23 protein-coding genes are annotated in these 25,601 nt (G+C 34.2%); 9 read left to right on the top strand and 14 right to left on the bottom strand.

Annotated features, from left to right (window positions below):
* Positions 1-379 precede the first annotated feature (379 nt).
* Together AACL20_RS00900 and prs are read right to left on the bottom strand one after the other, a co-directional pair.
* Complete coding sequence (locus AACL20_RS00900) at positions 380-1,243, bottom strand: hypothetical protein (protein WP_339052281.1); 864 nt, start codon at positions 1,241-1,243, stop codon at positions 380-382.
* A 385-nt stretch (positions 1,244-1,628) separates the two neighbouring features.
* Entirely contained in the window at positions 1,629-2,210 is a 582-nt protein-coding gene (gene prs, locus AACL20_RS00895) for a ribose-phosphate diphosphokinase (RefSeq protein WP_339052280.1), read from the bottom strand.
* Between prs and AACL20_RS00890 the strand changes: the two genes are divergently transcribed.
* The 3 genes from AACL20_RS00890 to AACL20_RS00880 all read left to right on the top strand — a co-directional run bounded on the left by AACL20_RS00890 (position 2,209) and on the right by AACL20_RS00880 (position 5,793).
* A protein-coding gene (locus AACL20_RS00890) for an IS5 family transposase (RefSeq protein ID WP_339051669.1) occupies positions 2,209-3,029 on the top strand; the annotation gives its coding sequence in 2 pieces (ribosomal slippage) (positions 2,209-2,596 and positions 2,596-3,029; 822 coding nt in all). The two genes, prs and AACL20_RS00890, sit on opposite strands and share 2 nt — an antisense overlap.
* Before the next feature lie 478 nt (positions 3,030-3,507).
* Positions 3,508-4,377, top strand: coding sequence for an HAD family acid phosphatase (locus AACL20_RS00885; protein WP_339052279.1), 870 nt, complete (start codon positions 3,508-3,510; stop codon positions 4,375-4,377).
* Between the two features lie 561 nt (positions 4,378-4,938).
* Complete coding sequence (locus AACL20_RS00880; protein ID WP_339052278.1) at positions 4,939-5,793, top strand: HAD family acid phosphatase; 855 nt, start codon at positions 4,939-4,941, stop codon at positions 5,791-5,793.
* A gap of 790 nt (positions 5,794-6,583) precedes the next feature.
* Here the strand turns inward: AACL20_RS00880 and gyrB are convergent.
* Positions 6,584-8,989: a DNA topoisomerase (ATP-hydrolyzing) subunit B gene (gene gyrB, locus AACL20_RS00875; RefSeq protein ID WP_339052277.1), complete on the bottom strand. Its 2,406-nt coding sequence runs from the start codon at positions 8,987-8,989 to the stop codon at positions 6,584-6,586.
* A gap of 717 nt (positions 8,990-9,706) precedes the next feature.
* Positions 9,707-10,527, bottom strand: a protein-coding gene (locus tag AACL20_RS00870) for an IS5 family transposase (RefSeq protein ID WP_339051669.1) whose coding sequence is annotated in 2 segments (ribosomal slippage) — positions 9,707-10,140 and positions 10,140-10,527 — 822 coding nt in all. Because the reading frame shifts where the segments join, the coding sequence is not laid out codon by codon here.
* Here AACL20_RS00870 and AACL20_RS00865 point away from each other — a divergent pair.
* Positions 10,526-10,666, top strand: coding sequence for a hypothetical protein (locus AACL20_RS00865; RefSeq protein WP_339052276.1), 141 nt, complete (start codon positions 10,526-10,528; stop codon positions 10,664-10,666). The two genes, AACL20_RS00870 and AACL20_RS00865, sit on opposite strands and share 2 nt — an antisense overlap.
* 405 nt (positions 10,667-11,071) lie before the next feature.
* On the opposite strand, the gene AACL20_RS00860 is transcribed toward AACL20_RS00865, so the two are convergent.
* Positions 11,072-11,892, bottom strand: a protein-coding gene (locus tag AACL20_RS00860; RefSeq protein WP_339051669.1) for an IS5 family transposase whose coding sequence is annotated in 2 segments (ribosomal slippage) — positions 11,072-11,505 and positions 11,505-11,892 — 822 coding nt in all. Because the reading frame shifts where the segments join, the coding sequence is not laid out codon by codon here.
* Between AACL20_RS00860 and AACL20_RS00855 the strand changes: the two genes are divergently transcribed.
* Positions 11,891-12,061: a hypothetical protein gene (locus AACL20_RS00855; RefSeq protein WP_339052275.1), complete on the top strand. Its 171-nt coding sequence runs from the start codon at positions 11,891-11,893 to the stop codon at positions 12,059-12,061. The two genes, AACL20_RS00860 and AACL20_RS00855, sit on opposite strands and share 2 nt — an antisense overlap.
* A 73-nt stretch (positions 12,062-12,134) precedes the next feature.
* On the opposite strand, the gene AACL20_RS00850 is transcribed toward AACL20_RS00855, so the two are convergent.
* Positions 12,135-12,497 (bottom strand): hypothetical protein, encoded by a 363-nt coding sequence (locus AACL20_RS00850; protein ID WP_339052274.1) that lies wholly within the window; start codon positions 12,495-12,497, stop codon positions 12,135-12,137.
* A gap of 36 nt (positions 12,498-12,533) precedes the next feature.
* A complete protein-coding gene (locus tag AACL20_RS00845) occupies positions 12,534-13,820 on the bottom strand; it encodes a hypothetical protein (RefSeq protein ID WP_339052273.1) in 1,287 nt (428 codons plus the stop codon).
* Between the two features lie 1,807 nt (positions 13,821-15,627).
* Between AACL20_RS00845 and AACL20_RS00840 the strand changes: the two genes are divergently transcribed.
* Entirely contained in the window at positions 15,628-16,212 is a 585-nt protein-coding gene (locus AACL20_RS00840; RefSeq protein ID WP_339052272.1) for a hypothetical protein, read from the top strand.
* 21 nt (positions 16,213-16,233) lie between these two features.
* On the top strand, positions 16,234-16,743 hold the full coding sequence (gene coaD, locus AACL20_RS00835) for a pantetheine-phosphate adenylyltransferase (RefSeq protein ID WP_339052271.1): 510 nt from the start codon (positions 16,234-16,236) through the stop codon (positions 16,741-16,743).
* A 292-nt stretch (positions 16,744-17,035) separates the two neighbouring features.
* Here coaD and AACL20_RS00830 read toward each other — a convergent pair whose 3' ends face one another.
* Both AACL20_RS00830 and AACL20_RS00825 read right to left on the bottom strand, forming a co-directional pair.
* Positions 17,036-17,695 carry a phosphatase PAP2 family protein gene (locus AACL20_RS00830; RefSeq protein WP_339052270.1) on the bottom strand — a complete coding sequence of 220 codons (660 nt, stop codon included), beginning with the start codon at positions 17,693-17,695 and terminating at the stop codon, positions 17,036-17,038.
* Positions 17,696-17,747: 52 nt separating this feature from the next.
* A complete protein-coding gene (locus tag AACL20_RS00825; protein WP_339052269.1) occupies positions 17,748-18,725 on the bottom strand; it encodes a pyruvate dehydrogenase complex E1 component subunit beta in 978 nt (325 codons plus the stop codon).
* A 233-nt stretch (positions 18,726-18,958) separates the two neighbouring features.
* Between AACL20_RS00825 and AACL20_RS00820 the strand changes: the two genes are divergently transcribed.
* Positions 18,959-19,779 (top strand): IS5 family transposase gene (locus tag AACL20_RS00820; protein WP_339051669.1). Its coding sequence is split into 2 segments (ribosomal slippage): positions 18,959-19,346 and positions 19,346-19,779, totalling 822 coding nucleotides; the frame shifts between segments, so codons are not numbered across the junction.
* Between the two features lie 227 nt (positions 19,780-20,006).
* Here AACL20_RS00820 and radC read toward each other — a convergent pair.
* From radC to AACL20_RS00800, 4 genes are all read right to left on the bottom strand, one after another.
* Positions 20,007-20,894, bottom strand: coding sequence for a RadC family protein (radC, locus tag AACL20_RS00815; protein ID WP_339052268.1), 888 nt, complete (start codon positions 20,892-20,894; stop codon positions 20,007-20,009).
* A complete protein-coding gene (locus AACL20_RS00810) occupies positions 20,881-21,384 on the bottom strand; it encodes a polyhydroxyalkanoate synthesis regulator DNA-binding domain-containing protein (protein WP_339052267.1) in 504 nt (167 codons plus the stop codon). The genes radC and AACL20_RS00810 overlap by 14 nt, the downstream gene beginning before the upstream one ends.
* An 882-nt stretch (positions 21,385-22,266) precedes the next feature.
* Positions 22,267-22,923, bottom strand: a complete 657-nt coding sequence (locus tag AACL20_RS00805) for an amino acid ABC transporter ATP-binding protein (RefSeq protein WP_339052266.1) — start codon at positions 22,921-22,923, stop codon at positions 22,267-22,269.
* 106 nt (positions 22,924-23,029) lie between these two features.
* The gene (locus AACL20_RS00800) at positions 23,030-23,185 is read right to left on the bottom strand and encodes a hypothetical protein (RefSeq protein WP_339052265.1); all 156 of its coding nucleotides are present in this window, start codon (positions 23,183-23,185) and stop codon (positions 23,030-23,032) included.
* On the opposite strand from AACL20_RS00800, the gene AACL20_RS00795 reads away from it, so the two are divergent.
* Positions 23,184-24,004, top strand: a protein-coding gene (locus AACL20_RS00795) for an IS5 family transposase (RefSeq protein ID WP_339051669.1) whose coding sequence is annotated in 2 segments (ribosomal slippage) — positions 23,184-23,571 and positions 23,571-24,004 — 822 coding nt in all. Because the reading frame shifts where the segments join, the coding sequence is not laid out codon by codon here. The genes AACL20_RS00800 and AACL20_RS00795 overlap by 2 nt on opposite strands.
* 864 nt (positions 24,005-24,868) lie before the next feature.
* On the opposite strand, the gene AACL20_RS00790 is transcribed toward AACL20_RS00795, so the two are convergent.
* On the bottom strand, positions 24,869-25,474 hold the full coding sequence (locus AACL20_RS00790; protein ID WP_339052647.1) for a COQ9 family protein: 606 nt from the start codon (positions 25,472-25,474) through the stop codon (positions 24,869-24,871).
* Positions 25,475-25,601 lie beyond the last annotated feature (127 nt).

The following is a 25,601-nucleotide window of genomic DNA, read 5'->3' as shown; positions in this document are numbered from 1 at the left end:
TTGTTATAGGTAATTTTGAAATACATAGTCTATCCATTCAAAAGCGATTTGCTTGTGCAAATAAATTTTTGGTGGAGAAGTTAAATGTATCAAAATTAGCTTTTAGGCGCGGCAATGCGCTAATTTTAGGATGTATAATTTATCCTGTACTTAGCAGGCGCTTTGCCTGTAGTACCTCATAAAATCCATAAGGTTTGAGGCAATTTTGTCACTTTCTCTGCCATACTTTCAGTGCTTCATAATCACTTATGACCAAGATAAATCCTGTCCTTCGAAAGTTATGACACATGCAACTTGATAAACTATATCATCAGGATTCTTGTGCTTTGAAGTTCTTTAGTGGATGCGTATACACAAATCTCTAACATCCAAGCCTGACTTAAAGGTCATATTGCTCAGTTATCTGTTGTTCTAGCATATCGTCAAGTAACATTTTCATTCCTATAATTTCTCCATTTTCGTCGAAGTCGACAAATGAGTGATAGTCTGCACATGTAATTTTCAATACATTACTTGTGTAATCTCCTACAACATGCTCAGGGTTTGATGCTTTGCATTCCATTTCTATTTGAGTTTTCGCAGAAATTCGCTTTACTCCTATCGCTTTGCAAAGATCAATCGTAGGGTTGGCAACTGCTCCAGGCGCATCATGCATATTCAGAACCCTGTATTCTCCTCCTATATCACATACAGTGATATCTTCTTGAAGAGACTTCATATCTATTTTGAGCCTTTCTATTATATCTTTCTTTAGAAAATTGATGCAAGGCTCCAGATCATTAATTTTTTGTTCATCACTTAGCATTTTGCACTGCAAAGTATCCTGCCCACGCAATAGGTAAGCTATAACACTTATATCTATATATTTTTTTCCATTCTTTGCTGTTTTAAATATTTTACCAGTAGAAACAGTATCTTTTTCTGTATTCACACTGAGCAAGCTAATTTTTTGATGATATGTTTCATATCCTGCTGTATAAGCCTTATAAACCCTTTTACTTGAGTCAATGTGATATATGTTATATAAAGATTTTGGTGAATTTATATCAATTATAGCTTCATATACGTTTGTAAAAACAAAACCCTCGATTTGCTGATGTATACCATTGTCTCTCTCAAATATCCCAACAAAACGAAAGTTACTGACGTCAAATGAGTGCTGAGCAGCTTTTTCTAATATATCATCATATGCAAGATAGTAACTTGGATTTATTGGATTCAAGAAATTGCTGCTCCAAGACATTAGAAATGCTAATATCTCATTAGATCCTAGTGTAGCCGATGTATTCGTGAGTTTTAAGCCACCAACATCACATAAACTGCAGTTGTAATATCTTATAATTTGCTCGTATTTCTGCACTGCTGGCGCAATGCGTTGATCTTGGGTATAACTTTGAAGTGTAGACAGCTTAATGTTGCAAATTACTTTGAACATATGAATAATTAGATTATTGTTCTACAAATGAAACATTGATCACAAATAATATTTAAAATGCATCTGCTATATAAAACCTCAAAAGATCAATTGTAATTGGCTTTGAATGCTCTGTACTTAGCATTTATTAGAATAATTTAGCATGTTAATATAGAGATCAAGATATGGCAATGCATAAATACCGATCGAAACGCTAAATCTTAACAAAAGATTCACAAATTAACTTATTTACGTCTATAATCTTGAATTTCTTCGATAAGCCGCTTTGCTCTATACTGTTTGTGATGATAATTATATCTATCTGTGAATTCTCAAGCCTTGCTACAGCTCCAGTTGAGAAAACGGCGTGTGTTGCAATCGCAATTACTTTTTTAGCTCCATTTTCTTTTAAGATATTGCATGCATGGCACATAGTCTTTCCTGTATCAATTATATCATCTATAATGATACAGTTTTTACCATGAACCTCTCCATTCATTCCTAATATCTCGCAATCGTTATCACGACTACGCATTTTATGCATTTTAACAATCGGTAAGTTAATTGCAGCAGCTATTTTATTTGCGTTTGAGGCCCCTCCTTGATCTGGCGCTACAATAGAATAGTTCTGTGCAAAAGGATGTATAGCCTCTAAGAAGAGAGGACTTGGATCTATATTATGAAATTTTATATTAAAAAAACGTATAGAATCAGGAGAATGTATATCCAAAGTCAATAGACCTCTTGCATAACCATATAAATTGATTAAAATCCTTGATTTTATCAAGGATAACATGAAGTTTGAAAACATCAAAGATGAATACGCAGAAGAGTTTCGCAGGCTTACTGGCATTAAACGAGGAACGTTTGAAGTTATACTAAGTATATTAAAAGAAGCTGAAGCTATTTTAAAGTCTCAAGGTGGAAAACCCAATAAATTGGCTTTAGAAGATCGATTACTCATGACGCTTGAGTACTTGCGTGAATACAGGACATATTTTCATATTTCCCGCAGTTATGGAATAAGTGAAAGTGCCTGTTATCGTAATATACGTTGGATTGAAGATACTCTAATTAAAGATAAACGATTTTCACTACCTGGACGTAAAGCATTACTAAAAAGCGATTCTGAATACGAACTTGTGTTAATTGATGCTACTGAAACACCGATAGAACGACCTAAAAAAAACAGAAGCACTTTTATTCGGGAAAAAAGAGGCGACATACTCTAAAAACTCAGCTTATTGTGGATAAAAGGAAAAAAGAAATCATTTGCACTAATTTTTCTAATGGCAAGCGTCATGATTTCAGGTTATTTAAAGAATCCGGAGTTCACATCCACCCTGAGATTAAAGTTCTTACAGATACTGGTTATCAAGGCATTGATAAGTTGCATTATAATTCAGAGTTACCAAAGAAAAAGACAAAAAAGCGACCACTAAGCAGGAAAGATAAAAAGAAAAATCGTCAATTGTCTAGTGAACGTGTTTTAAATGAAAACGTCATAGGCATGATCAAACGATTTAAAATTATCGCTGATCGTTATAGGAACAGAAGAAAACGATTCGGTTTAAGGTTTAATTTACTTGCTGGTATCTATAACTTTGAGCTTTAAATAGGTTATGCAAGAGGTCTAATATATACTAGTCATACTTTGCAAAATTGGTGTGGTTAAAATGCTCTTTATGTATTTTGAATTATGCGCATACGAAGTTAAACTTCAAAAAGAGCTAGGAAGAGCGTGAGGAAGTGTATAATAAATACATAACGGTCGATCTGACGACGCAAATTTTTGAAGTATGATGAGTATATTTTAAATTCTCTAGAGGTTTTGATGCTGGTTTTATTAACTTAAGCTTGCAAAACCGCCTTTTATGATGTAATTAATTAGAACTCGTCATTAATTAATCATTAATTTGATTAATCTATTGTTGCTGTGAGCAATAGACTGATGAAAAATAATAAAATTTTTGCAAATAGATGTGAAGATAGCGCCGCTATTGCTATTTTTTTGCATATATTGGCTTGTCGCTCTTTTTGTCGCTATAATTGCGCAAAATTATAATAATTTACTCTGTAATGCATCTTGGAAAATGAATAAGAAAATACTCAGTATTATAACAATACTAATATGTGTTGCATCACTTCACTGCAATGCTTTTGCAACGCAAGCTACATCTAATACGGGGAATTTATGCTTTGATGGCTGTAATGCTGCGCTATTGTGGTATAGAACTTCTAGTGAAATGCGCGCTGTACATCACCAGATTTATCATTTTGCGACAATGCTGATAAAGCAAAAAGTGACAGATGAAGGTTTGAAACCTGGCACTTGGGGGATAGTTGCTGACCTGGATGCGACTATACTTGACACATCATGGCTAGAACTTAAACGTCATATAGGTGGTAAAAAAAGCCGCAGTACGCCAACTGAGCTTATGGATGCATTGCGCAGTGATAAAACAGAAACAACTGTCGTACCAGGCGCATTATCCTTTTTGAAGGAAGTAGAGAAACTAGGAGGGTATATATCATTTGTTACAAACCGTGATACTAGTGTTAAAATAAGGACAAAATATGCGTTAAAACGCCTAAACATCCCATACAACCAGGTAATGTTCTACCGTAAAGATAATAACAAGACTAAAGAAGAAACAGGTAAACCACGGCATGCTAAAACAAAAGAAGATCGCTTTTTTGCGATAGCAAATGGGGTAATTCCTTATACGCTGCCGCAGCATGACATTCTGATGTTTATAGGTGATAGTATAATAGATTTTCCTGGTATGGCCAAAGAAATCGAGTCAGATAACTTCAATGCTAAAGTCTGGGATAGCCAGATGCATGATAAATTTAGCAAATTCGGAACAGAGTTTATCATTCTCCCAAATCCAACATATGGTGCTTGGATGAAAAATTGCGAGTCAACACCAAACATAAATAATAGCACAAACAGTAAGTAATAATATGTAGCAGCACCAAATTGCCGGTTACAATCCGAAAGACCTCTGTATAATTGTCAACTCATCTGTTGGGTCAATAGATTTTACTTTATAGTAAAATAATACACTTTTTATTAAGTTTTAAATGTCTTGTCTATGCATTGCCAGCAAAATCGCTTGCGCTGACCTTTTTGGCCTGATTTTTAAAGTATTACTTCGTTAATTTCTTCGCATATATATAATATTTGACTCAGAAATTAAACTAGCACTCTAAAAAATCATGCCCTTCAAATCCTCAAAGCGTGCGCTTATAAAGGCAGCGCCATAGCCTCAGGTATTTGCAGTCACTAGCTTCTTAAATACAATGGATTATAGCTTATAACAAATTAGCTATTAATTTGATCGATATATTTCAATCTAAAATTAAAGATTCACTAAAGTAATAAAATGCTTGCAAATATATGTCAAGATGATATAGTCGCCATTATTTTCAATATATGCTAGCTTGCAACCCTTTTTATCGCCATGATGTCACAAAATTATCACAATAATCACATCTATCTCTCTAATACATCTCAAAAAATGAATAAAAAGATATCAAACATTATGATGATGCTAATCTGTATTGCATTACTCTATAGTCATGCTTTTGCAAAAAATACTTCAGAAAATTTGTGCTTTAATGGCTGCAATAGCGCACTCTTATGGTATAGAATTTCTAATGAAATGCGTGCTGTGCATCACCAGATTTATCATTTTGCAACAATGCTGATAAAGCAAAAAATTGCAGATGAAGGTTTGAAACCTGGCACTTGGGGGATAGTTGCGGACCTGGATGCGACTATACTTGACACATCATGGATAAAACTTAAGCGTTATTTGGAAGGGAAACAAGGCAGCGGTACACCAACTGAGCTTATGGATGCATTGCGCAATGATAAAACAGAGACAACTGTTATACCAGGAGCATTATCATTTTTGAAGGAAGTAGAGAAACTAGGAGGATATATATCGTTTGTTACAAATCGTGATACCAGCGTCGAAATAGAAACAAAGCATACGTTAAAACACCTAAGCATTCCATATAACCAGGTCATATTTTATCGCAAAGACAATAACAAAACTCAAGGTGCAACAGATAATCAACAACTTAAAACAAAAGAAGATCGCTTTTTTGCAATAGCAAATGGCATAGTTCCTTCTAAGCTATTACAGCATAATATTCTTATGTTTATAGGTGATAGTATAGTAGATTTTCCTGGTATGGCTCAAGCTGACTCAGATAATTTTAATGCTAGCGCAGTTGATAGCCAGGCGCATGATAAATTTAGCAAATTTGGAACGGAGTTTATCATCCTCCCGAATCCAACATATGGTGTTTGGCGGAAGAATTGTGACTCTGTTTCTAAGATTAGTGATAATACAAGCTGTAAGTAATCCTATGAAGTCGCTTGCGTCATAACTATGAGGAACATAGGATTTATCTTGGCTTGCAAACAATTATGATGCACTGAAAGCCCAGCAGAAAAAGCGGCAAGATTGTCCAAAACCTTATGGAGTCTATGGCATTGTTGCATAATGCGTAGAGCATATCCTTAAGTTTATCTGCTAAATAGCGCGAGTTGCCAATGAATTGATTGCTGTATGATAGATTTTTAGGGAGCTATATGTTGCTTTAGGGTTTTGCAAGTGAACAAAAATAATATGTGGAAAAGGTTTTTGCATCAATGTACTGTTTTTTGATGATTTTATGAAAGATCTATTTATCTGCATTACCTGCAATTAGTAGCTTAGATGCTTAATTTTTAATTGGCAACTCGCGCTAAATAGATAGCTAAATAAACTAACAAAGCTGGTATTTCAATGGCAGATAAACTTCTTGAAGTGAGAAGTTTTAGGATTTTTATGTACTGATAATGAAATACCCTCATTATGCAACAAAGCCAGTCTATCCGCCAAAAATTTATTTGCGCAAGCAAATCAATTTTTGTGGAGAAGTGAAATATGCAAAAATTGGCCCAGGATTCAGCCATGTGTAATTTTTGATATATTAATTGGTCCTGCACCTAAAAACACTACTTTCATACAATCCGTAAGGTTTTTGCATTTATTATAATATTTTCTTGCGGATTTAAAATACTATTTTGACACTATAAACAGCATTTCATGCGCGCTTCCGAGACTTTTGGCGTGCGTACCTTGAGAGAGTTGCAGGCGATATTATCTTCTAAACATCCAAGTTGCTCACTTTTAATGCATTATTCTGTATAAACTCTCTCCTTGGCTCAACTACATCGCCCATCAAAGTAGAAAAAGTATTTTCTGCCGCAGCGCAGTCTTCAACCTTTACCTGCAGCAACGTTCTTGTCTCTGGATTCAGAGTAGTATCCCATAATTGATCTGCATTCATCTCACCCAGCCCCTTAAATCTTTGTATATAAAGACCACGTCTTGCTGCATTGAAAGCATTTAAAATTAGCTCAGAAGGCATATGGCAGATAAACTTATTCTCTTTTACTAAGAGAGTGGATTGTTCTATAAATAGATCAGCAAAAGGCCTGAGTACTTCACAAAGACTAAGCAACACCTTTGAGGAAAATATATCAACTGGAATCTGAAATAAAGTTGTAATACTGCGTTCTAAACGCTCTAGAGTAAAATCATCTCTGAAACTCCAGGTAACTCCTTGAATTGGTTCCATACTAATCATTTTCTTTAATATAGCCTCACTAAGGATGGACCAAGAAGATTCATTGCACCCAAATTGGCAAAACACAATTGCAGCAACTTCCAGAATTTTTTTATCAAAAGATACAGGAGCTTTCTCCAATATTTGACAAAATTTGCTCATAGCTCTAATGACATAACATAATTTATCTGTAGTATATAATATCTCACCAGATTCAAGTTTTGAGTTATCAGATATAGAATTAATTAAATGTTCTTGTAGAGCCTCTTCATTTTTTAAATATACGCTGTGCTGCCCACGTTTTACCTTATAAAGTGGAGGTTGGGCTATATAAAGATAGCCTCTATCTATAAGATCTGGCATATATCTATAGAAAAAAGTAAGTAATAATGTTCTGATATGCGCGCCATCTATATCTGCATCGGCCATCAGAATCACTTTATGATATCTTAATTTTTCCATATCAAACTTTTTATCGCCAATGCCAGTTCCCATAGCTGTAATTAATGTTCCTATCTCTGCGGAACTTAGCATTTTGTCGAACCTTGCACGCTCAACATTTAAAATTTTACCCTTTAGTGGCAGTATAGCTTGAGTTTTTCTATCTCTCGCTTGTTTTGCAGTACCACCAGCTGAGTCTCCCTCAACCAAAAATAACTCACATAAAGCAGGATCTTTTTCCTGACAATTAGCAAGCTTACCTGGAAGATTAGAAATTTCTAAGTCACTTTTTTTCCTTGTGAGTTCTCTAGCTCTTCTGGCAGCATCTCTAGCAGCAGCTGCTTCAATTATCTTTGTAGCAATTATCTTTGCTTCATTCGGATTTTCTTCAAGCCAAGCCCCAACCTTAATAGCAACGACTGATTCCACAGCCGGCCTCACTTCGCTGCTCACAAGCTTATCTTTTGTTTGCGAAGAAAATTTTGGATCTGGAACCTTAACAGAAATAATACAAGTTAAACCTTCTCTTATATCATCTGGTGCTATTGCAACTTTTTGCTTCTTAGCAAGACCTGAGATCTCAAAATAATTATTTATACTTCTTGTAATTGCAGCTCTAAACCCTGCAAGGTGAGTGCCACCATCGATTTGCCTTATGTTATTTGTGAAGCATACGGTATTCTCATGATAACTATCATTCCACTGCAAAGCAATGTCAACTGCTATGCTATTATCCTCTCCACTTATTCTAAGCGGCTTATGGAGTGCTCTCTTTGATCTATCTAAATGCTCTAAAAACGATAGCACACCGCCTTCGTAATGAAATTCTGCTTTTTTCCCATGCTCTTCTCTCAAATCCTCAAGTAAAATTCTCACTCCAGAGTTTAAAAAAGCCAGTTCTCTCAGCCTATTTTCTAGTATCGAAAAATGAAACTGCGTTGATGAGAATATCTCATCAGATGGAAGAAATGTAACTTCTGTTCCATGCTTGCCGTCTGCGTCACCAACTACTTTTAAATGTTCAAGCGCGACTCCATCAACAAAACGCATCCCGTATTCTTTGTTATTTCTCCATATTTTCAACTCTAGCCATTTCGAAAGCGCATTCACTACAGAAACGCCGACGCCATGCAATCCACCAGAAACCTTATAGGAATTGTTATCAAATTTGCCACCAGCATGCAGCTGTGTCATTATAACCTCTGCAGCAGACACACCCTCTTCAGGATGTATATCAACTGGGATACCTCTCCCATTATCACGCACAACAACAGAACCATCTTTATTAATTGCAACATAAACAAGTGTACAGAACCCAGCAAGCGCCTCATCTATTGCATTATCCACCACTTCATTAACCATATGATGTAAGCCAGAACCATCATCTGTATCTCCTATATACATACCAGGGCGCTTCCTAACTGCATCAAGACCCTTTAATACTTTGATTGAAGAAGATCCGTAATTCTCAGCGGCTATTGCTGTTCTTGAGATTTTTTCCATTGATTTTTAATCAAATATTACTATTTCAATATGTTATACTAATTCCCGAATTTAACTTCTCAAATTTAAAGCGTATATAAATGTTGCCTCATCAATTACTGCAATAACTATTCTATCTATCGTTATTGTTATCAACATATTATGCTGCAAAACATCAATCGTACAAATAAATTCCCAATTTTAATTCAGGAATTAATATTATACTCAATTTATTTTACAATTCTTCTCCTCTAAGACGAATACCACATTACAAGGATTATGGGAAAGTACACTAATGTGTTGTCATATCTCATAGAAACTATCATTCTCTTGTGGATAAAAGAGCAAAGCTCATAAGTAGTTATCACTCATACATTAAGAGTCTGATATTGCATTATCAAATCATGAGTCAATATCGCACATAATCACTTTGTGATGTTCACCTTGTAGCACTAAATCTCTGATTTTACAAGTTACTTACGAAAGCTCAAAGCCCCAATTACAAGCTTATACCAGAAACTTGTACTTTTAGATTTCATTTTCTGCCGTGTATATTTGCATAGTTTTGCGATATTAAGCGCTGCCAACAACAACCAATTTAAAATATGGCGAGTATATACCGCATGGAAATGAAGAGTTAGGATTGAACTTTTAATATATACGAAGTTAGACTTCAAAAAGAGCTAGGAAGAGTGCTGTGGGCATGTATATAATCAATAGACCTCTTGCATAACCTATTTAAAGCTCAAAGTTATAGATACCAGCAAGTAAATTAAACCTTAAACCGAATCGTTTTCTTCTGTTCCTATAACGATCAGCGATAATTTTAAATCGTTTGATCATGCCTATGACGTTTTCATTTAAAACACGTTCACTAGACAATTGACGATTTTTCTTTTTATCTTTCCTGCTTAGTGGTCGCTTTTTTGTCTTTTTCTTTGGTAACTCTGAATTATAATGCAACTTATCAATGCCTTGATAACCAGTATCTGTAAGAACTTTAATCTCAGGGTGGATGTGAACTCCGGATTCTTTAAATAACCTGAAATCATGACGCTTGCCATTAGAAAAATTAGTGCAAATGATTTCTTTTTTCCTTTTATCCACAATAAGCTGAGTTTTTAGAGTATGTCGCCTCTTTTTTCCCGAATAAAAGTGCTTCTGTTTTTTTTAGGTCGTTCTATCGGTGTTTCAGTAGCATCAATTAACACAAGTTCGTATTCAGAATCGCTTTTTAGTAATGCTTTACGTCCAGGTAGTGAAAATCGTTTATCTTTAATTAGAGTATCTTCAATCCAACGTATATTACGATAACAGGCACTTTCACTTATTCCATAACTGCGGGAAATATGAAAATATGTCCTGTATTCACGCAAGTACTCAAGCGTCATGAGTAATCGATCTTCTAAAGCCAATTTATTGGGTTTTCCACCTTGAGACTTTAAAATAGCTTCAGCTTCTTTTAATATACTTAGTATAACTTCAAACGTTCCTCGTTTAATGCCAGTAAGCCTGCGAAACTCTTCTGCGTATTCATCTTTGATGTTTTCAAACTTCATGTTATCCTTGATAAAATCAAGGATTTTAATCAATTTATATGGTTATGCAAGAGGTCTAATGCATGTACAAGTCCATATCATATATTTTTCGTTTAAAATTCAGCATTTTGCAATTCAAAGCATCTTGTCCACGCAATAAGTACGCTATAATACTTGTATACACATATTTTCTTCCATCCTCCGTTGTTTGAAATATTGTATCAGCGAAAACAATATCTTTTCTTGCATCTGCGCTGATGAAGTGAGTCTTTTGATGATATGTTTCATATCCTGTTGTATAAGCCATATGAGCTCTTGGACTTGAGCTCGTGTTGTATACCTCATACATAGATTTCGGTGAATTTACATCTATTATGGCTTCATATATTTGCGTAAAAACAGTTTCACCAACTCGTTGATCTACAATTATGTCTTTCTCAAATATCCCAATAAATCGCAAGTTACTTACATCGAATGAGTGATTTGCAGCTTCTTCTAATATATCGTGATATGTAGAATGGTAATTTATGTTGGCTGGATTTAATAGACCTCTTGCATAACCTATTTAAAGCTCAAAGTTATAGATACCAGCAAGTAAATTAAACCTTAAACCGAATCGTTTTCTTCTGTTCCTATAACGATCAGCGATAATTTTAAATCGTTTGATCATGCCTATGACGTTTTCATTTAAAACACGTTCACTAGACAATTGACGATTTTTCTTTTTATCTTTCCTGCTTAGTGGTCGCTTTTTTGTCTTTTTCTTTGGTAACTCTGAATTATAATGCAACTTATCAATGCCTTGATAACCAGTATCTGTAAGAACTTTAATCTCAGGGTGGATGTGAACTCCGGATTCTTTAAATAACCTGAAATCATGACGCTTGCCATTAGAAAAATTAGTGCAAATGATTTCTTTTTTCCTTTTATCCACAATAAGCTGAGTTTTTAGAGTATGTCGCCTCTTTTTTCCCGAATAAAAGTGCTTCTGTTTTTTTTAGGTCGTTCTATCGGTGTTTCAGTAGCATCAATTAACACAAGTTCGTATTCAGAATCGCTTTTTAGTAATGCTTTACGTCCAGGTAGTGAAAATCGTTTATCTTTAATTAGAGTATCTTCAATCCAACGTATATTACGATAACAGGCACTTTCACTTATTCCATAACTGCGGGAAATATGAAAATATGTCCTGTATTCACGCAAGTACTCAAGCGTCATGAGTAATCGATCTTCTAAAGCCAATTTATTGGGTTTTCCACCTTGAGACTTTAAAATAGCTTCAGCTTCTTTTAATATACTTAGTATAACTTCAAACGTTCCTCGTTTAATGCCAGTAAGCCTGCGAAACTCTTCTGCGTATTCATCTTTGATGTTTTCAAACTTCATGTTATCCTTGATAAAATCAAGGATTTTAATCAATTTATATGGTTATGCAAGAGGTCTAATACATAATGAGCGCTTTGACGATGCCAATTTTGAAAAGTGTGAGGAGTATTCCACTATTCGTCCCTTGATATATTATTACTGCACTGAAAAGATATTAATAAACAAATGAGCGCCAAGAAGCTTTATTTACAATGCACTGGCTCTTATATTTATCTAGTACTTGCCATGCATCAATTAGACTTTCAGCCTATAAAAGGTCCAGATTTTGTTCCTTTTGCATAATCCAATAGCGCTTTATAATGCATTATATTATCTACTTGCTGCTTGACATATTCTGCCGCACTATTACTCTGCAAACAGCAACTTCTTATGTATTTCAGCGACGATACTACACTTTCTGCCAACCTCTTTTGCTCTTGAAAATGCTCAAGTATCTCGCGATAAATATCTTCAATCGCCTTATCATGCTCTTGTGTACTTGGTAGCAATGTATACTTCAAGAAAAATGCACCACCTTCAGGACTATTTGCAAATGCTCTAACTATCTGTGCCAAAGCAGCTTCAAGTTTTGCTGTATCAAAGCTCTGATTATTTCCCTTATTCATAATAGAATCTATATTGTGTTAGAAAGAATCTAATACTTATATCTTGCGACCTATAGGCTCCTGTTTTTCAGGCGCAACCTTAAAAAACTTCTCTGAGGCTGCATTCCCAAACTGCTTGCTTGCGGAATAGATATTTTTCACTGTCACCGCATACATCGACTCAATTGCTGAGAACACTTTATCAGCAACATTAACAGTCCTATTAAATCCAGCATTCAAGATAGCTCTTCTAAATCGCATATCACCAGCAGATTTTATAAGATCATACTTATCTCTTAGCAAATCTGATACACCACTTGCTTCGACTAATGACTTATTCATGTCACTGTATGCAGCCTTATAAGTGTTGTATGTTTCTGTTATCTCATTCCAAAATCCTAGTGCAACTTTATTATTTTCTCCACATTTAATTTCTATATTATTATTTGTTTTTTCTACTTCGAATTGTTCTACATTATCTTTTGAGCTGGAAATACCATCAAAAAACCCAATAGTAGCTGTTACCGCAACAGATAAAAATAACTTAGCACAAACATACGGAGCATAAATTACCTGTTTTGTTGCCCAAATAATATAGTGAAAAGATTGTTTTGCGACAGCATGCGCTGCAACAAAATAACCAACATCCTCTTTCTTGCTCATGCCTATAGCAGAACTAAGTATCGGCTGCATAAAGGTCCCTATAGTTTGCCCGATACACACAGCTTGTCTTATAATAGAGACTTTGCCAGTGGTGAAGAAAGCATCTGCCATGTTGGTATATTCAAGCAGTTTTTTTGCTCTTACATCCCCTTGCTCAAGAAGCTTTGCACGCAGTAAGTCTTCTGCACTTGCAATAGCAGCGCCTTTATTTTTGATGATTTCTTTCTCAACTGCCCCAATTTTTGAGAGTGCCTCATCATCTTGCATGAGTTTTTCAAACCTAGCATTGTATATATTTGTGAGATCTTCTTTTACCTTATTAAACACACCATGGTTTGAATTTTGCTGCACTTTACTCATCAACATACCAACTTCTTCTTTATTAAATACTTCATCTTTATTTGCTTTAGAGTCAGAATTTGATTGTGTAATCCCATCTATGATTCCTATATAAAGTGCATCAATAAATGTACTAATACTTGAAAGAGAGAAAACTACACCTTTATATCCTTGTATTGCTAAGTAAAGCGCAGCAAATGCACAAAGACATGTCATGTGTGGAGTTTGTTGTTCCTCTTTCGGCTGAGAATCTATTTTAATATCTTGGTGCTGTTCCATTATAGAGTTCATACAACGCAAAACATTTTCTCTTTTAAATGTTGTGTCGCTTGTATCTGTCATATAACACTCTCAAATCTGTTAAGTAGTAAATTTATCTTGTTTAATCATAAAAGTATTAGAATCATATAGCACGCTACATGGATATCACAGGTAAATAAAGAGTTTGTATTTAACTTACGTACATACGAAGTTAGACTTTAAAAAGAGCTAGAAAGAATGGCTACGCAAGTTTTAACAAAAACACATAAGGAGCATTCTGACAACAGCCAATTTTGAAAAGTATAATTAATAGATATCAATAGCATACCTTCATAAGACTATATCTAATATCTATTTCATCTAACTAAATATCTATGTATATCGTACCACACTAGACTTCTTCAAACGCTTGTTCTGGTAAGGCAAGTACATTGAGCATCACAATGAAGGCTAAAGGATGCGACAAAGCAATTGGCCGCTAAAGCAAACGTTCGAAGAAGAAGTCTACTTATATATTGCGATACACTGTAGCATTATTACTCAGATTTAGCACAAAAACTTCAAGTTAATTTCTGAGCTTATTATGATCACATAAAAATCGCACCCTCAAGGTACAGGTATATTTCCAATACCAACAAGCTATTTTTATATACTCATGCTTCTATTATGCATATGGCACTATTACGATTGCTAAAAACTTTGCACATCCACTAAAAAAGTATTGAAGCGGAGAAATTCTAAGCAATTTAGCCTCATATTAATACATGAACCATCTAACAAAACATCAACCAACTTAATTAATACTTTGTGAATTTCATTTCCACATAATATCTTTAGTAAAGCATTCGCAAATGAATTAGGTCAAGCCATTTTATTGCAAATATATTACACACATTGCGTAAATAATGAACGCATGTTCAACTAATACATAATACATTTTAAAATTACAAATTAGATAGCATAAAAACGCTAAAAAACAAGCAATAACCCAACAATAACTGCTTCTATATACGGTAGCAAATATATCATTTGAAGAAGATTTCTATATACTCATCATCTTTAACAAAAGTGTAAATAATATGATTATAAGTACATATGCATTATCATGCTATTATCATGCTATTATCATGCTATTATCAAGATATTTAAAAGAAATTATCTTGGCCATCAAAAATATAATAATAAGAAAATTTTTTATTTACTTGCCACTAGACTGTTTTCTCTTCATGCGCTATTGTCACATCGCAGTTTTATTTTTCAGCTATATATTTATAATAATAAGTCCAACATCTGTTTTGTTTGATACAAATGTCAATAGTATAGATAAATCAGAGATTATTCTTTTTGTTATTTATCAACAGCAGATTTTGCGAAGAATTCCTACATATTACATATAAATGTATAAATGCTCAAGAAATCGCAAAGCCGGAAAAATTCATGTGATCTTCCAGCACTTTATGCGCTATTCTTTAACTCAATAAAAACCAAGATCACTGAGTTAAAAATGCATGCTTTATATATAGAGAGATTTGACGCTTAGTAAATGTATGCCTGCTGTCTTATATCCACTAAACAGTAAGATTGTTTTATAAATTTTTTGTCTAAGTTTTTATATAACAATGGCACTGCCTTCATATTGCATGTTACGTTTTTAGCATTTTTTAAACTGCTTCGCTTTCAGTGAATGCTGATGTATAGAAATTTTTAAGAGACCAAAAGTGAATATTTTTGATGTATGTCATATATGTGAACTTAATATTCTATGCTTTCTTAATGAATTTGAAGCTACTTATAAACGCGTGTAAGTTTTTGTATGCACGTCAATTTTTATAGATATTACATTTTTTATAGAATTATGTGAAATTGTGCATTAACGTATGGAGGTGCAATGATGAATAGGAAGATAAAACATAACGAGGATTTTTCTTCATATTTTTGCAAAAACAAGAGAACAGCGCCAAATTTTCTAGGAACTATCCGCGCCTTCTGCGAAAAAATCGCAATTGTTGCTGCCATTTTCACTTCTTCCATAAGAATCTCCGCTGCGCTACTGGTATTTGGAGCGCTAACATGGCATATAATTGGCTGGATTGCAGGAATGATACTCATTGCGCAGATCATACACAAAATCCTACAGAATAAAATATCAAGAATAGTAATAAGGTTTATAATGACTCCTATATCTTTAATTCTGGATATTGTTGGTTATCTTATAGCAAAAAGTACCAGGAAAACACACTATTACAGACCAATAACACAGCAAATATGGAGACAATCTGTTATTAACAATATATATCAGCTGGAAGTAGAAGAACTATCATATATCATGCGATCCACAACAAGGCGTCTTTGTGGAAGCAATTGTTGTACTTATGACTATAATTGCAGCAGAGATCTAGATTTATATTTCTTAAATTTGCAAAATACAATCAATGAGATGTTACAACAAAGCATTAAAAATAAATCGCAGTAAAAATAAAAAAGATGAGTGAAAATGGAAAAACCTAATTCTTCAATAAAGTCTGCAATATATCCAGGCACTTTTGATCCAATTACATTTGGTCACATTGATATTATAAAACGAGCTTCTAATCTGTTTGATAGATTGATTGTTGCAGTAGCCTACGATGCCTGTAAGAACACGCTATTCTCGCTAGAGGAAAGAGTCTCAATAGCGAATGCAGAAATATTAGCACTAAACATTAAAAATGTAGAAGTAATGCAATTTCATGGCCTTTTGGTTGAGTTTGCCTCTTCACAAAATGCGACAGTCATAGTGCGTGGGCTCAGAGCACTTGCAGATTTTGAGTACGAATTTCGCATGTCATACATAAACCACAAACTTCACTCAAAGGTAGAAACCATATTCCTGCCAGCTACAGAGCAAGGACATTTTATTTCTGCCACTTTCGTAAAGGAAATAGCTAGATTGAAAGGAAATCTTACAGGTCTTGTATCAGATTATGTCGCTAAAAAACTCAGACGCCACTATGATCAAGTATAAATTAAACTTTTTAGACTTCTATGCAAATCTAACGACTTAAGAATAAATATGTTGCTACATAGTCTATTCGCCAAAAATTTATTTGCATAGCGAATCAATTTTTGCGGAGAAGTTAAATATGCAAAGATTAGCTCAGGACTTAGCCCTGTGTTATGTATTACTCATATGTATAAGCAAACACTGCTTTCGCAAAATCCGTAAGGTATTATAACATTTTCTTACGGATTTAAAGCGCTATTTTGACACTTCTGGCACCATTGCATGCTTGTTTCAAGATTTTTGGGCGCGCGTGCTATATAGTTGCTTCTTCTTTGCTAAGTAATCCAAACCTTAGCGATAAACTATGCATGACATATGCTATACAAAATGTAGTAGCACAAGCAAAAATTATATCACTCAAGAAATGTCTTCCTGATATTATGCGAATAAAGCCTATGCTAGATCCTAGTAATACACTGAGAAGTATCAAATATTTTTTGTACTTCCTATTGGTAATAAAAGCAAAAGCTATAAATGCAAACCCTACAGATGCGTGTCCCGAAACAAAAGAACAATTCGTTTTACATTGATGACTGACAATAAATGGTGCAGAAAAAACTTTGTTCCCACCAAAATTAGATATTTGATCTGGTCTTGCCCTTCCAAATAAATTATTCTTGAATAACGCATTGATTATAAGGACCACACCGATAAGAAATACAGCTATAATATAGATTATCTTTGTGTAGTATCGTATGTTTAACGATTTATTTTTTTTCCACTCTATAACAAACATAGTAAATAGAATAACAAATGTACAACATATCAGTATCAATGGACTATGCCTGTTAACAAATTCCACTATTGGCAAATTTTTTAGAGCAAAACCACTATCGCCATAATAAAACATAGAGGAGAATTTTATATCTATCCATGGAAATACCAAAAAAATGAATGCTAAAATTACTGTCATTATAGAAAACAGTAACGGCAATCTTGTAGTTATCATTATGTTAGTACCCTCTCTACTTCGTAATTTCTAGAACTGTTTTGACTATATCCGTAACTTGTGGCAACGCTAATTTCTCGAGGTTTGCTGCGTAGGGTAATGGCACATCTTTAGCAGATACTCTGTAGACTGGCGCATCTAAATAATCAAATGCTTTTTCCATTATTTGTGCGCTAATTTCTGCTCCAATGCCTGAAAACGGCCAACCCTCCTCAATCGTTAATACTCTATTCGTCTTTTGTACTGAGCTTAGTATAGTTTCTATATCAAGCGGTCTTATTGTCCTAAGGTCAATGACTTCTGCTGAGATATTATACTCTTTCTGTAAAATTTCTGCAGCGGCAAGAGCGTTTCCAACTTGTATTGAAAATGCTGTTAATGTTACATCATGCCCTTCTCGTACAATATGAGCTTTTCCTATTTCAACAATATGTTCAGAGTCAGGTACTTCTCCGCTCACTCCATACAATAGTTCATTCTCTAAAAATATAACTGGATTAGGATCTCTAATAGCGCTTTTTAACAATCCTTTATGATCTGCTGCGGAATATGGTGAAATTACCTTCAGCCCTGGTACGTTTGCATACCAGTTTGCGTAACACTGTGAGTGTTGCGCAGCAACTCTTGCAGCCGCTCCGTTTGGACCTCTAAAAACTATCTGACAGCGCATTTGTCCACCGGACATATATGGAGTTTTCGCGGCAGAATTGATAATCTGATCGATTGCTTGCATTGCAAAATTAAACGTCATAAACTCAACGATTGGCTTCAATCCAGCAAGTCCAGCACCAATTGCAACTCCAGTAAATCCATGTTCAGTGATTGGAGTATCTATTACACGTTTTTCTCCAAACTCCTGCAATAGCCCTTGAGTCACTTTGTATGCTCCTTGATACTCAGAAACTTCTTCTCCCATGATGAAAACATCTTGATCACGGTGCATCTCTTCTTTTATAGCATCACGCAACGCTTCTCTAATCGTAACTACCGGCATAAACGCTCCAACAAAAATAACCTTTTAAAATTTTGACAAATACCATAAATAGTATAGCACTCACGCAGATAATCGCATGAGAAACATTATGTCAATGTTAGTCAAGTCATTATTTACTTTGTTAATTTTATTGCAAATATGTAAAAGTATCTTATGCAAAAATTAACTGGTACTTTAGACCTCTTGCATAACCATATAAATTGATTAAAATCCTTGATTTTATCAAGGATAACATGAAGTTTGAAAACATCAAAGATGAATACGCAGAAGAGTTTCGCAGGCTTACTGGCATTAAACGAGGAACGTTTGAAGTTATACTAAGTATATTAAAAGAAGCTGAAGCTATTTTAAAGTCTCAAGGTGGAAAACCCAATAAATTGGCTTTAGAAGATCGATTACTCATGACGCTTGAGTACTTGCGTGAATACAGGACATATTTTCATATTTCCCGCAGTTATGGAATAAGTGAAAGTGCCTGTTATCGTAATATACGTTGGATTGAAGATACTCTAATTAAAGATAAACGATTTTCACTACCTGGACGTAAAGCATTACTAAAAAGCGATTCTGAATACGAACTTGTGTTAATTGATGCTACTGAAACACCGATAGAACGACCTAAAAAAAACAGAAGCACTTTTATTCGGGAAAAAAGAGGCGACATACTCTAAAAACTCAGCTTATTGTGGATAAAAGGAAAAAAGAAATCATTTGCACTAATTTTTCTAATGGCAAGCGTCATGATTTCAGGTTATTTAAAGAATCCGGAGTTCACATCCACCCTGAGATTAAAGTTCTTACAGATACTGGTTATCAAGGCATTGATAAGTTGCATTATAATTCAGAGTTACCAAAGAAAAAGACAAAAAAGCGACCACTAAGCAGGAAAGATAAAAAGAAAAATCGTCAATTGTCTAGTGAACGTGTTTTAAATGAAAACGTCATAGGCATGATCAAACGATTTAAAATTATCGCTGATCGTTATAGGAACAGAAGAAAACGATTCGGTTTAAGGTTTAATTTACTTGCTGGTATCTATAACTTTGAGCTTTAAATAGGTTATGCAAGAGGTCTTTTTAAAAAATCATGCTCAAAAACCTAGCACAGAGCACTTTACTAACAGTGCATACCAAATTTACAAGCATTTAGCTGCAAAATATCTGTCTCTTAACCAGAAAGAAACGTACGCATAAGGCATATATAACAGTTTCAAATCACCTTTGCAATTTTTGCTTATCAATTTTATTTCCATGATGAAGAGTGCATGTAACATTAATTAAGTTAAAGCAGCTCACTTGCTCTGAATGAGAAATGCTTATTTTTTGCGATGATCAAATGATCATGTAATAAGACATTAACGTGCATCAGTGCTGACATTATTGTTTTTGTAATTGCAATATCTTCTTCAGATGGTGATGGATCTCCGCTTGGGTGATTGTGCACCAAAATTACGGCAGCAGCGTTATAAAAAACAGATTTTTTTACTATCTCTCTTGGATATATTGCAATCTTATCTATAGTACCATGATCAAATAGCTCATCTGCAAGAAGAAGATTTTTTTTATTTAGAAAAAGTACTCTAAAATTCTCTGTCTGTTTAAAGCCCATAGTAAGGCTACAGTAGTTTATCACAGCATGCCAACTATTCAAAATGTTGACACTCATAGGTTTTGTGTCCAAGTGTAATCTTGAAAAAAGGTCATATAATAGTTTGATATAGATGATAGTGGAATGACCAATTTCGGGGATCGTTATAATATCCATTGGATCTGCAGAAATTACAGCACTGAGAGTGCCAAAACGTTCTAATAGTGCTTTTGCAATGGTTTTGGTATTTTTGCGTGGAATTGCATAATATAGCAAAATTTCGAGTATTTCGTAGTCTGGTAATGTTCTAATATCGCACTTTGCGAATCGCTGGCGCAGTCTCTGTCTGTGGCCGGCACCAAGCGAATGCTTTTTTTTCGTGTTTTGGTTTGCTGAATTTTGAAGCTGCAGTGCTAACTCTGTTTCTGAAGTCTTTGCAAGATCTTTTGTGTCATAATCCTGAGTTATAGTGTTGCAGCTTTGTTTTGTAATCAGAGTGTTTGCTGCAAGAGAAGTGTGTACTTCTACATTAACACCTTCAGCGATTAGATTATCAATCGCAACCTCTTCATTCTTTTTCACTTTCTGATTTTTTTACACTGTTTTTTTCTCTTTGGGTCTGCAGGCCTTTGACAAATATTTCAGCAGCTCCTTGTATCATATGCAAGAAATTTTCATTCTGTTGCTGAAAAAAATTCATGTTTTGCATCCAAAGATCCATTGAAGAGCTATTATTCATAGCAGCATTGATGAAATTTTCGATATACTGCTGATTTTTTTGAAAATAATCCATAGAAAGGGACAAGTATCCTGTAAGAACACTACCTAAAGAATTCCCCTGTAGTTTTATCACTTGTCTTAGGCAGTTAATAGGCAGAATCTGATCCGCATGTCCTTGGTATTCAAGTATCACATTTATCAGTGTGACATGAGTAATATCTCTGCCAGTTTTAGCATCAATAACTAAAATATCGCGATCTTCTCTTACTAAAGAAGCAAGATCATCTAAAGTAATATACGTACTACTAGTGGTATTGTATAGCCGTCTATTAGGATACTTTTTTATTGTCACAGTGGAATTATTATTCAATTTTATATACCTCTTAAGAAAGCTTGATTTTTAATCAAAAGCTATGATGTTTTAGTCTTGTTACTAAACATCAGATTGCTTCAAAGATTTTCTCTTTTAAAGATAGTTTATGTCTTTTAGCAAAAGTGTTACTTAAGACTTTATAGTTAAGTAGCTAAAGACAGTATTTCAGCTCTTATAAGAGATAGAAGAAGTCTGATATTTGCTGTAATGAATACTAAGTTGTTAGAAGATAATTTTGTAAAATATTCATCTTCATGTCCATTTAAGTCATATAGAAATTATAAGTAAATAATAGCACTGAGTTTGACATCACTAGTGGTTTCTAGAGCTCGTGCTAGAATTTGTGCCATTCTCTACGCTTTTCAAGATATATAACACATAACACACACTGTAAAAATCGATTTGTTAATAGTACACACCTGGTAGTTTACTTTAAAAATCATTATAATCAAATGAATGTATTTCAGTGCATATATTAACTCCAGTTACAAGGTGATAGTACGAGTGTATTGTAGATTTTTCGGCAATGTCTTTGATAAATGAAGAGTTGGGATTTAACTTGTATATATACGAAGTTAAACTTCAAAAATAGCTAGGCAGAATGCGAGCGGGCAAATACATAAGGAGCATTTTAAAGACACCAATTTTGAAAAGTATGACAAGTATACAGGTTCTTTGGTTTCACTTTCCATATTACTGCGTTAATTTCCTTGCAAATATGTAAAAGTATTAGGCGCAGAAATTAATACCCACTCATACAAAATAACGGCATATTATTTGCTGCCCTGCGGGGCTTTCGGTGCATTATCATAACACTTTGCTTCTTAGAGTTATGACGCAAGTGATTATATAAATTATCAGCTATACATAATACTGTTTTAAATATTGTATTGGTGCCTGCATAGACTTTGGTTCTATATCAGCTTTTATTTGTCCAGATTTAAGTAACACTATTCTATCTGCAATCTTTGTTAGGAAATCTAGGTCGTGTGATGCTATCACCATTGCAACTCCTGTACTGCTTACTGACATTAATAGATTTATAACATCTGAAATGGTTGCTACATCCAAGCCCGAAGTTGGTTCATCACACAATAAAATGTCAGGATTCATTATAAGACTTCTTGCAAGAGCTACTCTTTGTTTTTGCCCTCCAGATAACATAGAAATACTGTGGTTTGCCTTATCTAATATGCCTAAATTCTCCAGCAACTGCATTGCATCTTTCTTGTGATCTGCATTCTTATTATGAATTGACGGAGCATATATTATGTTTTGCAGCACACTCATGTGTGGGAATAACTGAAAATCTTGAAACATAAAACCTATTTTGCCGCCAAGCTTTATAAAACCAGATGTGATTGTTTCAAGACCCTGCATGCAGCGCAGCAGAGTTGACTTTCCACTTCCTGATGGCCCTGCAAGTCCTAAAACTATGGATTGTTTAATCTCTAAGCTTACATCACTTAGTACAGTTGCACCTGCATATTCTTTATGTACGTTTATAATTTTTAACATAAAAATCTGATATGATACTCTATTTTTTTAATTTTCCTAAAGTATTGGCATTGTAGCAGATGAAATAAAAACCATCTATTTATAATTCTTGCTTATGATTAATCTGTTATATCGCAGTGAAATGAAGAGTTGACATTTTAGATTTTGATATGAAGTTATAAAAAAGCGCTAGAAAGAAGTAAAGTGGCATGTGTATATTCAATAGACCTCTTGCATAACCATATAAATTGATTAAAATCCTTGATTTTATCAAGGATAACATGAAGTTTGAAAACATCAAAGATGAATACGCAGAAGAGTTTCGCAGGCTTACTGGCATTAAACGAGGAACGTTTGAAGTTATACTAAGTATATTAAAAGAAGCTGAAGCTATTTTAAAGTCTCAAGGTGGAAAACCCAATAAATTGGCTTTAGAAGATCGATTACTCATGACGCTTGAGTACTTGCGTGAATACAGGACATATTTTCATATTTCCCGCAGTTATGGAATAAGTGAAAGTGCCTGTTATCGTAATATACGTTGGATTGAAGATACTCTAATTAAAGATAAACGATTTTCACTACCTGGACGTAAAGCATTACTAAAAAGCGATTCTGAATACGAACTTGTGTTAATTGATGCTACTGAAACACCGATAGAACGACCTAAAAAAAACAGAAGCACTTTTATTCGGGAAAAAAGAGGCGACATACTCTAAAAACTCAGCTTATTGTGGATAAAAGGAAAAAAGAAATCATTTGCACTAATTTTTCTAATGGCAAGCGTCATGATTTCAGGTTATTTAAAGAATCCGGAGTTCACATCCACCCTGAGATTAAAGTTCTTACAGATACTGGTTATCAAGGCATTGATAAGTTGCATTATAATTCAGAGTTACCAAAGAAAAAGACAAAAAAGCGACCACTAAGCAGGAAAGATAAAAAGAAAAATCGTCAATTGTCTAGTGAACGTGTTTTAAATGAAAACGTCATAGGCATGATCAAACGATTTAAAATTATCGCTGATCGTTATAGGAACAGAAGAAAACGATTCGGTTTAAGGTTTAATTTACTTGCTGGTATCTATAACTTTGAGCTTTAAATAGGTTATGCAAGAGGTCTAATACATAATGAATGGTCTCACAAAAAATGTACCAAGTGTGCGCGCCAAAAGCCTCAGAAGAGGCATAAAATAGCGCTTAGAGCGCCAAAATGGTGTTAAATCCATAAGAAAATGTTATAATAAATGCAAAAAAACTTACGGATTTTGTGAAAGTAGCATTTGCAGCATAGGGCCAATTATATATCCGAAAATTAGCGCAGGGCCGAATCGGCATTGTTGCATGATGCGTAGAAAAGACAGAGATAACGCCACAAACATTAACTGGTTACCATTCTTGGTCTACCAGCATTTAAAGATTTCAACGAATCTATTAGCTATATGAAAAGGCATGATGACAAAAAAGAAGGCTTAAAGCTTTGGAAAAAAAGATACAGGCTATTTACAAGCGCTCAAGAATAGAGGCTTTTTAAGTGGGCTTTTGGCAGATATTTTGTTGCCAAATGCGATATTAAAAGGCAAATTGAGATGATTATTAAGGTAAACACTCTAAATCTCTTGAAAAAAGACTTCATTCTTATATCTTCTAAAGCTTCTTGAAGTGAGAAGCTTTAGGATTTTATATGTACTGATAATGAAATAGTCTCATTATGCAACAATGCCAGACGCTCCATAGATACTTTTTGCACATTTAACGTCTACACAAAAATTTATTTGCGTAGCAAATCGAGTTTTGACATACGAACAAGAAAATATATTATGCATGAGCTAACCTCTAGCTTTCAGATTCTAAATCCACAGCAGGATGATGAACATTAGAATCTATTAAAACTAAGTCACCCTTTTTTCCACACCCTTGTAGTAACAATGGGAGTAGTATTGCTACAAAAAAATATATTGGAACTTTCATTTGCATAATTTCTTAATAAAACTTCCAGTTTTTACTATAGAGCTAAGTTCTGCTCGCAAAAAACTAATAGTGTCTATATATTCAACAGATTCGTCATTCTGCCAAAATAAAATTGCATTCAGAGCCGCATAACTTAATAAGCAGCGTTTTGTATAAAAGTTGAAGTCCAATGATTCATCATTCAATAATTCATACCAAACATTATCTGTACAGCGCCAAAGTGTTTTTATACCAAATGCCGTATTCCAAGGGAGCATAAAAAATGATAACATTTTAGAGATAGCAAGTTTATTTGGGGCAAGTGTACGCAAACAGATTGTAAAGAACTCGACTATTATATCCTGTATACGGCTACTTCTGGCAGCAGAAGTAAAATACTCAGAATATGCTGCTTTATATACATTGTTTATAAAATACTCTATGACATTTCTTATATCGCCATTAAAAAGGAGAGCTCCCATTCCAGAATCAACCCCTGCTTTCGCGCTTGCTTTCTCAAGGATTTGATTATTCCATCCTTCTTTGCTTGCAAGTGTTAAAGCCAGTTTAGTAATTTCACGTTTTATTGCCTCAACTTCATTCATCTTGGATATCCTTGTCATCAATCTTACAGTACTGGCAGCGTCGTTAAACAGCACTTGTATGCAGATTAACCTATAAAAAGAATTATCGGAACATAAAATTGCATCCATAGCTTATACCAAACGCATATCAATTCAGTAATGTTTA

The sequence above is a fragment of the Candidatus Lariskella endosymbiont of Epinotia ramella genome, assembly GCF_964019805.1.
Lineage (GTDB): Bacteria > Pseudomonadota > Alphaproteobacteria > Rickettsiales > Midichloriaceae > Lariskella.
The sequence above is the reverse complement of the archived record's forward strand: the minus strand, read 5'-3'. Positions and strand labels throughout refer to the sequence as shown.